This is a genomic window from Salinicola halimionae, assembly GCF_003206065.1.
In the GTDB taxonomy this organism is placed as follows: Bacteria; Pseudomonadota; Gammaproteobacteria; order Pseudomonadales; family Halomonadaceae; genus Salinicola; species Salinicola halimionae.
On sequence record NZ_PZJQ01000003.1, the window covers coordinates 79,914 to 90,948 of the forward strand.

9 protein-coding genes are annotated in these 11,035 nt (G+C 59.0%); all 9 read right to left on the reverse strand.

What is annotated here, in order from left to right; genetic code table 11:
• Positions 1-4: 4 nt before the first annotated feature.
• Positions 5-526 carry a TRAP transporter small permease gene (locus tag DOM27_RS05180; RefSeq protein WP_110655014.1) on the reverse strand — a complete coding sequence of 174 codons (522 nt, stop codon included), beginning with the start codon at positions 524-526 and terminating at the stop codon, positions 5-7.
• A gap of 75 nt (positions 527-601) precedes the next feature.
• On the reverse strand, positions 602-1,603 hold the full coding sequence (locus DOM27_RS05185; RefSeq protein ID WP_110655015.1) for a TRAP transporter substrate-binding protein: 1,002 nt from the start codon (positions 1,601-1,603) through the stop codon (positions 602-604).
• A 306-nt stretch (positions 1,604-1,909) separates the two neighbouring features.
• A complete protein-coding gene (locus tag DOM27_RS05190) occupies positions 1,910-3,238 on the reverse strand; it encodes an enolase C-terminal domain-like protein (protein WP_110655016.1) in 1,329 nt (442 codons plus the stop codon).
• Positions 3,239-3,263: 25 nt separating this feature from the next.
• Positions 3,264-4,394, reverse strand: a complete 1,131-nt coding sequence (locus DOM27_RS05195; RefSeq protein WP_110655017.1) for an L-talarate/galactarate dehydratase — start codon at positions 4,392-4,394, stop codon at positions 3,264-3,266.
• Between the two features lie 200 nt (positions 4,395-4,594).
• Positions 4,595-5,626: a LacI family DNA-binding transcriptional regulator gene (locus tag DOM27_RS05200; RefSeq protein WP_110655018.1), complete on the reverse strand. Its 1,032-nt coding sequence runs from the start codon at positions 5,624-5,626 to the stop codon at positions 4,595-4,597.
• 154 nt (positions 5,627-5,780) lie between these two features.
• On the reverse strand, positions 5,781-6,254 hold the full coding sequence (gene sixA, locus DOM27_RS05205; protein WP_342588601.1) for a phosphohistidine phosphatase SixA: 474 nt from the start codon (positions 6,252-6,254) through the stop codon (positions 5,781-5,783).
• The gene (locus tag DOM27_RS05210) at positions 6,251-7,300 is read right to left on the reverse strand and encodes an NAD(P)H-dependent glycerol-3-phosphate dehydrogenase (RefSeq protein WP_110655152.1); all 1,050 of its coding nucleotides are present in this window, start codon (positions 7,298-7,300) and stop codon (positions 6,251-6,253) included. Before DOM27_RS05210 ends, sixA begins: the two co-directional genes overlap by 4 nt.
• 182 nt (positions 7,301-7,482) lie before the next feature.
• Positions 7,483-8,925, reverse strand: a complete 1,443-nt coding sequence (locus DOM27_RS05215; protein WP_110655020.1) for an NAD(P)(+) transhydrogenase (Re/Si-specific) subunit beta — start codon at positions 8,923-8,925, stop codon at positions 7,483-7,485.
• 18 nt (positions 8,926-8,943) lie between these two features.
• Entirely contained in the window at positions 8,944-10,515 is a 1,572-nt protein-coding gene (locus tag DOM27_RS05220) for a Re/Si-specific NAD(P)(+) transhydrogenase subunit alpha (RefSeq protein WP_110655021.1), read from the reverse strand.
• Between the last annotated feature and the right edge of the window lie 520 nt (positions 10,516-11,035).

The window sequence follows — 11,035 nt, forward strand, 5'->3', positions numbered from 1 at the left end:
GGTGTCAGCTCCCTGCCCGGCCGGTTCGTGTAATGCGTTGAATGAGATTGGCGCAGGTAAAGATCACCAGAAGCGCGCCACAAGCTACCAGAGGCGCGGCACGCCAGCTCTCGGATATTCCGATCATGGGGATCGGTCGGCCAGCGTTGTTCAGCATCATCAGCCACCCCTGCCAGGCCATGAAGCCACCAAAAAGCAGGACGAATCCATCGGAGATGGCATGCATGATCACTCGCGGAATCCGCGGTGCGCCTTCACGCAGAAAATCGATGCTCAAATGGGAGTTGAAACGAACCCCGGCGCCAGCGCCCAGGCAGGTGATATAGACCACGATCAACAGCGAAGACTGCTCGATCCAGGTCGGCGTGTCATTGAGAACATAACGACCGAAGACCAGCCATCCGAAAGAAAAGATCAAAAAAACCAACAGCACGCCAGCGACGATCAGACACAGGCGCGCCAGGCCATCCAGCACCCTGTCTGGCAGAGCATCGGGAGTGGCAGCCGAATCCGGGACCTTATCCACGATGGATTTCCCTAATTGATATCGAAGACAAACGACGGGCCCCCAAACATCGAGGGCCCGTCACGATTGAAAGGTTTACTGAGTACTACGGATGTCATCGATAAGCGATTCAAGGTCGGGATGCTTCTTGATGAATGCCTGATAAATCGGCTCCATCCGCTTCTGAAACGCCGCCTTGTCTTCTACCTCATTGACCTTGACGCCGGCCGCCTCGACTTTCTCACGACTCTCCTTCGCCCCTTTTTCCCACAGTTCGCGCTGCTCTTTAGCCGCATTCTCTGCTGCCGCGCGCACGATCGACTTGTCATCGTCAGACAGCGCATTCCAGCTGGATTTTGCGACACACAGGCACTCGGGGATGATCAGGTGACCAGTCTCGGAGTAGTACTTGGCAACCTCGTAATGGTTGCTGGATTCGAATGACGGGAAGTTGTTCTCGGCCCCGTCGATGACTCCTGTCTTGAGTGACTGAAACACTTCGCCGTAAGACATCGGCGTCGCATTACCACCCAAGGCATCGACCATATCCACATAGAGGTCGTTGTTCATGACACGCAGTTTAAGCCCTTTCAAATCATCCGGTTCTTCGATGGCATGATCGGTATTGTAGAAACTGCGAGCCCCCGAGCCGAACCACGACAAGGCAATCAGGTCTTTTTTCGCCAGTGCATCCGCGAATCGCTTACCGATTTCTCCGTCCATTACGCGATACATCTGGTCGACGCTATTGAACAGGAACGGCAGAGACAACACATCGGTTTCCGGGACGATAGGACCCATCGGACCCATGTTGAAATTACCGAAATCCAGGGCGCCGCTCCGTGCCTGGTCGATTGCATCAGGCTGATCACCCAGCACCGCATTGTTGTAGATTCGAGGGTTGATTCGTCCGTCCGTATTCTTGGAAACTTCCTCGTCAAATGACTTCAATGCCAACGAGTTGGGATAACCGTCGGGGTGCACGTTCCATCCTCTCCAATCTTCCGCCTGAGCGGGGAACGCAGCAACAGATAACGCGCCGGCAACGGCTACCGCGGGTAAAGAGAAGGAAATGTTGTCCCAGAAACGTCGTGTCATCGTGTGACTCCCTCGCTTGTCAAAAGCGACTTGTGATTGTCGGATTGTAGAATGCCATACATCATACTTGACTCCATATTAGACTTTGGAATCGTCAGGGAGATGCCAGGTCATCAAAGCATCGACAAGATTAGTTTTCTCTATAAATTATCAAAAAAACAATGCATTAGTGCCTAACAACCCAACTCTAGACTAAAGGCGCATGTGCGCGAGACCGTTGATGCTTCTGCCGAGAAACAAAAAAGCAGCATCCTGAGATGCTGCTTTGATATAGCAGTATCGAGCCGCGAGCTGGCTAATGTGAAATCAGCGCACCAGTGCCGGCTGCTTGGGATCGAACGCCCACCCGTCCACCAGGTATTGCATGGCCATCGCATCGTTGCGCTGACGCACATCCAGCGTTTTATAAAGCGCGTGCGCTTGTGCCACCTGGGCCATATCGAGCTTGACTCCCAGCCCCGGGGTCTTCGGGACCCTCAGCTTACCGTCTCGGATCTGGTAGGGTTCCTCGGTCAGGCGCTGCCCATCCTGCCAGATCCAGTGGGTATCGATAGCCGTGATGTTACCGGGGCAAGCCGCCGCCACATGCGTCATCATCGCCAGCGAGACGTCAAAGTGGTTGTTGGAGTGTGAACCCCAGGTCATCCCCCACTCGTCACACAGCTCACCGACCATCACCGCGCCCTGCATGGTCCAGAAATGACAATCCGCCAGCGGGATGTCGACGGCATTGAGCGCCACCGCGTATTGCAGCTGCTTGAAGTCGGTGGCGATCATGTTGGTCGCCGTGCGCATACCGGTACGCTTCTTGAATTCGGCCATCGTCTCACGGCCTGACCAGCTCTCTTCCTGGCCGCACGGATCTTCGGCGTAGCTCAAAATGTGCTTGATCGGCTCTAGCACACGAACCGCTTCCTCGAGCTTCCAGGCGCCATTGGGGTCAAGCGTCAGACGTGCCTCGGGGAAAGCCTCGTACAGCGCGCGGATACAGTCCGCCTCCTCTTCACCGCGCAATACACCACCCTTGAGCTTGAAGTCCTTGAAGCCATAACGCTCATAGGCTGCCTTAGCCAGATTGGCGACCGCGTCCGGCGTCAGTGCTTCACGCCGGCGCACTTCGTCCCAGGCATCGGTCGGACTTTCTGCCTTGGGATAAGGCAGATCGGTCTTGTCGGGATCGCCAAGCAGGAACAGATAACCCAGGGCCTCGACCTCATCGCGCTGTCGCCCGAAACGCCCGAGCAGGTTGGCAACCGGCTGGCCAAGCGCCTGACCGTAGAGATCGAACAGCGCCGATTCGATGGCGGTCAACACGTGGACGGCGACTCGCAGGTCGAAAGTCTGACGGCCCCGCTCCTCGCGACCGTTGCTGGCCAGCAGCAATCTCGAGCGGTTGAGCGTCTGTTTGACCTCGTTGACTCTCGAGCCTTCGACTAACGAACGACACTGTTCCAGCCCCTTGAGGATACCCTCGCTGGAGGGGATCTCGCCGACCCCCTGGTTGCCCGCATCATCTTCGAGGATCAGCAGGCAGCGAATGAACCAGGGCGCGTGCCCGCCGCTCAAGTTGAGCAGAAAGCTGTCATACCCGGCGACCGGCATCACGGTCATCTTGGTCACTTTGGGAAAATTCATGCGCATGCTCCAGATGACTGAGGGATCAAGCTCGCTTGCCGAATTCGGCGCTATTGACCGTCCACTTCCGCGCCTGTTCGGTCAGCGTGATGCCCAGACCCGGGCGATCCGGCACCACCATGCGACCGTCCCGCGTTTCCAGACGCTCGTTGAACAGCGGCTCCAGCCAGTCGAAGTGCTCGACCCACGGCTCGGCCGGATAGGCGGCGGCCAGGTGCAGATGGATTTCCATGGCGAAGTGCGGCGCCAACTGCAGACCGGCGGCATCAGCCAGGGTCGCCAGCTTCAAAAATTGCGTAATCCCGCCGATGCGCGGTGCATCCGGCTGGATGATATCGGCGCTACGATGCTTGATCAGCTCCATATGCTCACCGACGCTCGCCAGCATTTCACCGGTGGCGATCGGGGTATCCAGTGCTGCGGCCAACGCTGCGTGACCTTCCACGTCGTAGGCGTCCAACGGCTCCTCGATCCATACCAGGTTGTACTGCTCCATGGCACGCCCGAAACGAAGTGCGGTCGCGCGATCCCACTGCTGGTTGGCGTCGATCATCAAGGGCACGTCATCGCCCAGATGTTTGCGCACGGCTTCGACGCGCTTGAGATCGATGCGCATGTCGGGCTGGCCGACCTTGATCTTGACGCCCTTGATGCCATTTTCGAGCGAGCGAGTGGCGTTCTCCATCACCTCTTCGATCGGCGTATGCAGGAAACCGCCTGAGGTGTTGTAGCACTGTACGGAATCGCGATGGGCGCCCAACAGCTTGGCCAGCGGCAGACCCGCGCGCTTGGCCTTGAGGTCCCACAATCCGACATCGACCGAGGCAATGGCCTGGGTCGACAGTCCGCTGCGTCCGACCGAAGCCCCGGCCCAGACCAGTTTCTGCCACAACTTGCCGGTGTCGTTGGGATCTTCGCCCAGAATCGCTGGCGCAATTTCCTTGGCGTGGGCGAACTGGCCGTAGCCGCCGGCACGCTTGGAATAGCTGAAGCCGATACCCTGATGACCATCACGCGTTTCGATTTCGGTGAACAAAAACGAGACTTCCGTCATCGGCTTCTGACGGCCGGTCAGCACCTTGGCGTCACTGATGGGCGTCGCCAGCGGCAACAATATGTGAGAGAAACGGATCCAGCTGATGGCATCGTTGGACATCGGACTACCTCATTGACGTGGCTGAGAGGGTGACCTCCCGATTTGCCCGACACTCGTGATGATTGCGCTATCACCGTGTCGGCGAGCAATTGATGGCTCGAAATGTTAGCGCAATCAATTTGTATGACAAGGCGTCGCTTCTCCAATTGCGACCAAAGGATGAGAATTTTCTGGTTTTCATGAAAAGAGATCGAAGCGATTCAGGTGGTGTCGCGATCGATGATCTCGAAGCCGACATCCTGGACCTGCCCTGCCCGCTCAAACGCCGGTTGCGCCATGCGCTGCAGCAGATGCTCGGCTGCACGCTGGCCGATCGCAGCCCCATCGATACGCACGGTACTAAGAGCGGGGAAGCTGGCAGCCGCGTAGCTGCTGTCACCGAACCCCATGATCGCCAGTTGCCCGGGCACCGACAGCCCGCGGCTCTGAGCTTCCGCCAACACCCCGAGGGCGAGGATGTCCGAGCTGCAAACGATGGCGTCCAGCGAATGGAGGTCGAGCAGTTCGGCGCTCTTCTCTCGCCCCCATGGCATGCTCGAGGGCGTACCGACTTCACGCAACTGATATTCGCCTTTCCCGGCGAGCGCCAGTCCGGAGATGAAGCCCGCCACGCGAAGCTTACCGCGTGAATCATCGGCACTGATGATGCCGAAACGGCGATAATCTCGCGCCAGCAGATGCTCGGCGACGGCACGTCCGACGGCCTCATGGGAGAAACCCACCAGCATATCCAGCGGGTCATCGGTCATGTCCCAGATTTCGACCAGCGGCACCTCGGCAGCCCTGATACGTTGGCGCGTCAGCGGAGAGTGACGACAACCGGTCAGCACGATGCCATCGGGACGGCGGCTCAGGACGGTCTCGATGATCGTCTCTTCCTGCTCCGGGGTATAACCGACCAGGCCCAGCAGCACCTGATAACCCTGAGGGGACAGCACACCCATCACCGTCTGCACGACTTCGGCAAATAGCGAATGCGCAACCGTCGGCACCAGCAGCGCCACCAGACGGCTTCGGCTAGAGGCTAATGCACCGGCCACTCGATTGGGCACATAGCCGGTCTGAAGCACCGCCCGCTGCACACGAAGCCGAGTGCTCTCACTCACCATTTCGGGGCGATTGAGCGCCCGCGATACCGTCATCGGCGCCACCCCGGCAACGCGCGCCACATCGGTCAGGCGTGCGCTCCCGGTCGAACGCGAGGAGCGAGGTCTACCGCCGCTATCGTTCATCAATGTACTTATCCACTCGCCTATCCTTCTCTCTATCCTTCAAATCGAAACCGACTTCGGTCGCCCCCATTGAGTGCATCGCCCGGCGGGGCTGATAGCGCCATCATTCAATGTCCCGTCGACAGCGACTACACCCATTCCCCCGTCCTGCCGATCAACGGTGAGGTGGAGAGACGAACGTCTTCAGAGTTGCGCACCCTGCTGCCCAGACCTCGGCGTCCAGCAAGGCGACGCCCGCCGTCGGAAACGCCAGCCCGCCGCTGGCCGCGCCTTCCACCAGCCGCCCTGTCAGTAGGCCGACCAGGGGCATATGGCTAACGATGATCAGCGGCTGTGACATGTCCAGCGTCGTCAGCTTTTCGATGAGGAAGTCGACATCGTCATCCGGCGTGATGCCATCGACGGTCTCGAGTTTACAACGCATCGCGCCATTCACCGCCTGAGCGGTCTGACGCGCGCGATGATAGGGGCTGGTCCACACCCTCGCCCCGTCGAACTCGGGTCGCGATGCCAGCCAATGGCCTGCGCTCTTTGCTTCCTGCTCACCAAGCTGGGTCAGCCGCCGTTCGAAATCGGGAGTTCCCGGCCGCGCCTCTCCGTGCCTGACAATCGCGAGCCACCCCATCATTCGGCATCCGAAGCCAGCCCATGAGCGCGGGATACCGCTTCCCGCGACAGCATGAACTCGACATCGCTGCTTTGTTCGCTCTCCATCAGGGCCTTGGCCATGTCCTTGGCGGGGACACCACCAAACATCACCTGATAGAGCCCCTGCGCCAACGGCATGTAGATATCTTCCTGACGCGCCTTTTCGCACACGAGCTTGACCGTATTGACGCCCTCGGCCACCTGACCGAGCACCTCGATCGCGGCGTCGAGATCATACCCTTGCCCTAGGGCGAAGCCGACGCGGTAATTACGCGAGAGCTCCGAAGAGCAGGTGACGATCAGATCGCCGACGCCGGAGAGCCCCAGAAAGGTCATTGGATTGGCACCGAGTGCGACGGCAAACCGGCTCATCTCTGCCAGCGCGCGAGTCATCAACATGCTGCGCGTGTTCTCGCCCATACCCAGCGCGGCGGCCATGCCGGCGGCAATGGCATAGATGTTCTTGAGCGAACCACCCAGTTCGGCACCATAGCGGTCATTGCCAGCGTAGACGCGGAAATAACTGCACCCCAGCGCCGCCTGGACGTAGGCCCGCGTTACGGGATCGTCGCTGGCGATCACCGTTGCCGTCAGGTGTTTCTGGGCGATCTCGGCCGCCAGGTTCGGGCCGGACAGCGCACCGATATGCGAAGAACCGGTCTCCTCCTCGATCACCTGGCTCATCAATTTGAAGCCGTCGGCCTCGATGCCCTTGGTGGTACTGACCAGAATCTGCTCGGGACGCAGATATGGCCGTACCTGCTGTAAAACCATGCGAAAAGCCTTGGACGGAATCGCGATGAAGACCACGGCAGCCTCGGCGACTGTCTTCGCCAGGTCGGTGGAAGCCACCACTGCCGGATTGATCGAATAGTCGGGCAGATAGCGGCCGTTGCGATGTTCGCGATTGATCTGCTCGACCAAAACTTCATCTCGCAACCATTGGCGAACCTCGGCGCCATTATCGGCGGCGATGCTGGCGATGGCGGTACCGAAACTCCCCCCTCCCAATACCGCGACCTGCATGCGCTCTTCTGCCTTGGGCTTTTCTGACTGAGCTTTGTCTGTCCTGGTTTGATCCGGCATGGTTTTGTCCGACATGGTCGTTCCATTGACGATGAGCAATACCCACAGTGTAACGAAAAAACGCCCCGAAAACGGGGCGTTGATCATGGCAAGACAGTGGTTTTAGCGACACACGAGACGCGCTAGTCGATCATCCCGACCAGTGAATCGATACTGGATCGAGCGTCGCCATAAAGCATGCGGGTGTTGTCCTTGAAGAACAGCGGGTTCTCGATGCCCGAATAGCCGGTTCCCTGCCCGCGCTTGCACACGAAGACCTGCTTCGACTCCCACACTTTTAGGACCGGCATGCCGGCGATCGGACTCGCGGGATCTTCCTGCGCCGCCGGGTTGACGATATCGTTCGAACCGATGACGATCACCACGTCGGTCTTGGCGAAGTCGTCGTTGACCTCGTCCATTTCCAACACGATGTCATATGGCACACGCGCTTCCGCCAGCAGAACGTTCATGTGTCCCGGCAGACGGCCAGCGACCGGATGGATGCCGAACCGCACTTCCTTGCCTGCTGCGCGCAGTTTGCGCACCAGATCGCTGACAGCGTTCTGCGCCTGCGCTACCGCCATGCCGTAACCCGGCACGATGATCACGCTATCGGCATCGTTGAGCGCGCTTGCCACGCCAGCGGTATCGATCGCGATCTGCTCACCTTCGATCTCGGCTGCCGGCCCCTGTGTTCCCCCGAATCCACCCAGAATGACACTGACGAAGTTGCGGTTCATCGCCTTGCACATGATGTAGGAGAGAATCGCCCCGGAAGACCCTACCAGCGCGCCGGTCACGATCAGCAGATCATTGGACAGCGTGAACCCGATCGCCGCAGCGGCCCACCCCGAGTAGCTGTTGAGCATGGAGACAACGACCGGCATGTCGGCGCCGCCGATCCCCATGATCAAGTGCCAGCCAATGAAGAAAGCCAGCACCGCCAACACCAATAGCGTCCACAAGCCAGCGCCGTTGAGATAGGCGATGGCCAGCAGTAAAACCAGCGCCATCGCCGCCGCGTTCAACCAATGCCCACCGGGAAGTTTGTGCGGCTGGCCGCCAATTTTGCCGGCCAGCTTGGCGAACGCAACGACAGAGCCAGTAAAGGTAACCGCACCGATGAACACCCCCAGCACCACTTCGACCTGCAGGAACGTCAGCTCCGCCGGGGTCTTGTGGGCCAACGTCGAAGCAAACGCCGACAGCCCGTCGAAGGAGACGCCAGCCGCCTGGATTGCCACCACGCGGGCACGCTCCAGCTCGGCGTTCCAGCCGATGAACACTGCCGCCAGGCCGACGAAACTATGGAGCGCGGCGACCAGTTGCGGCATCTCGGTCATCTCGACCTTGCGCGACAGCCAGGCCCCGATCAGTCCGCCGACCAGCATCATCGGAATCAGCCAGCCGTAGCCACCGACGTTGGGTCCCAGCGCGGTGAAGACCACGGCGATCGCCATCCCGACGATGCCATACCACACCGCACGCTTGGCCTTCTCCTGATTGCTCAATCCCCCCAGTGAGAGAATGAACAGAACACTCGCCGCGATCGCCGCAGCGGAAACAAACTCATGTTGCAACATTGCATTTCTCTCCGCGGATCAGGATTTCTGGAACATGGCGAGCATACGGCGGGTCACCAGGAAGCCACCGACGATATTGATCGAGGCGATCAGCACGGAGATGCCGGCCAGCAACCCGACCAGCCAGCTCCCGGAACCGATCTGCAATACGGCCCCTAGAATCACGATCCCCGAGATGGCATTGGTCACCGCCATCAGCGGGGTATGCAGAGAATGACTGACGTTCCAGATCACCTGAAACCCGACGAAGCAGGCCAGGACGAAGACGATGAAGTGCTGCATGAAAGACGCTGGCGCGACCATTCCCAACAGCCACATCAGCACACCACCGGCGATCAAGATGCCCATCTGGCGCTTGCTCTGCGCCTGAAATGCGGCGTGTTCGGCGGCCTTCTTCTCCGCCGGCGTCGGCTCCTTGACCTTCGCCTTCGGTTTGGCGGCAGCGATCGCCTTCACCTTGGGTGGTGGCGGCGGGAACGTAATCTCGCCAGCATGGGTCACCGTGACGCCACGGATGACATCATCTTCCATGTCGTGGTGGATCACACCATCCTTTTCCGGCGTCAGATCGGACAGCATGTGACGAATATTGGTGGCATAGAGAAGCGAAGCCTGCGTCGCCATGCGCGAGGGAAAATCGGTATAGCCGATCACGACCACGCCGTTATCGGCGACGATGCGCTCGTCGGCCACAGTCAAATCGCAGTTACCACCCTTCTCGGCAGCCAGATCGACGATCACCGAACCGGGTTTCATCGCCGCGACCATATCCTCGAGCCACAGCTTGGGGGCGGGACGACCGGGGATCAGCGCGGTGGTAATGACGATGTCGACATCCGGCGCCTGCTCGCGGAACAGCGCCAGCTGCTTCTCTCGAAACTCGGGGCTGGAAGGCGCTGCGTAGCCGCCGCTGCCCGAGCCGTCCTGATTGTCCTCGAAATCGAGGAACAGGAATTCGGCCCCCATCGACTCGATCTGCTCCGCCACTTCCGGGCGGACATCGAAAGCCCGCACTACCGCGCCCAGACTCGTTGCGGTACCGATTGCGGACAACCCGGCAACGCCGGCGCCGATGATCAGTACCTTGGCCGGAGGCACCTTTCCGGCCGCCGTCACCTGTCCGGTGAAGAAACGTCCAAACTGATTGCCCGCTTCGATCACGGCACGATAACCAGCAATGTTGGCGGTGCTCGAGAGGGCATCCATCTTCTGGGCACGCGAGATACGTGGCACCATATCCATGGCCATCACTGTCGCCCCTTGCGCACGGCAGCGTTCCAGGCTCGCTTCGTTCTGCGCTGGCCAGAAGAACGTGATCAGCGTCTGACCGGCTCTCAGTCGGTCGATTTCGGTTTCGACCGGCTCGCGCACCTTGATCACGACGTCCGCCTCGCGCCACAACGCTTCCGCGCTTCCGATCACGCTGACACCGGCTTCGCGATAGGTTTCATCGTCGAAACCGGCCAGTTTGCCAGCCCCGCTTTCGATCAGGCACTCATGACCCAGTTTCTGTATCTGTTGCGCGCTCTCGGGTGTCAGCGCGACGCGCGCTTCTCCTCTGGCGAGTTCCTTGGGCGCCCCAATCTTCATCTGATGCTCTCCCGATATTCAGCCATGCGCCGATATTCCTCATCTGAGCGAATCGATGACACACCATTTCTACGCCAAGAATGGCAACAAAATGGAAAATTTGCCGTCAATGATTACAAACCACTGTGGTAGGTGCGGGTAGTTTTCCGGAGATACAGCAGATGAATCAAGCGATTGGGAGAAAAACCAACCCAATCAATAATTTATGATAGGCATAATAAAATCGTTATAATTAAAAGTCTCGCTAAGCCTCTGTTTTAAATGTTAAAAAACGAACCCATGGTTTTCGTTATTGGTCTTATAACCAATCGCTTATCGCAAAAAAATACCGGCTCCCTGAACCGGTACTCACGAATCATGATGGGCAGGGCGAATGCGCCACTGCTGGAACACTCCTGAAAGAGACATGATGGAAAGCGCGTCGCTTATCGAATCTGCGACAGAGGCTTTCAATGCCCTCCGTCCCTGTGCATAAGGCGGCGTGAGGCCATGGCAGTAATCCTCTGATTCTTTTTTATAG

Coding starts and splice junctions, on each gene's coding strand:
- DOM27_RS05195 (WP_110655017.1), bottom strand. CDS start 4,394: ATGTCCAACGATGCCATCAGCTGGATCCGTTTCTCTCACATATTGTTG.
- sixA (WP_342588601.1), bottom strand. CDS start 6,254: ATGATGGGGTGGCTCGCGATTGTCAGGCACGGAGAGGCGCGGCCGGGA.
- DOM27_RS05215 (WP_110655020.1), bottom strand. CDS start 8,925: ATGTTGCAACATGAGTTTGTTTCCGCTGCGGCGATCGCGGCGAGTGTT.
- DOM27_RS05200 (WP_110655018.1), bottom strand. CDS start 5,626: ATGAACGATAGCGGCGGTAGACCTCGCTCCTCGCGTTCGACCGGGAGC.
- DOM27_RS05220 (WP_110655021.1), bottom strand. CDS start 10,515: ATGAAGATTGGGGCGCCCAAGGAACTCGCCAGAGGAGAAGCGCGCGTC.
- DOM27_RS05190 (WP_110655016.1), bottom strand. CDS start 3,238: ATGAATTTTCCCAAAGTGACCAAGATGACCGTGATGCCGGTCGCCGGG.
- DOM27_RS05210 (WP_110655152.1), bottom strand. CDS start 7,300: ATGCAGGTCGCGGTATTGGGAGGGGGGAGTTTCGGTACCGCCATCGCC.
- DOM27_RS05185 (WP_110655015.1), bottom strand. CDS start 1,603: ATGACACGACGTTTCTGGGACAACATTTCCTTCTCTTTACCCGCGGTA.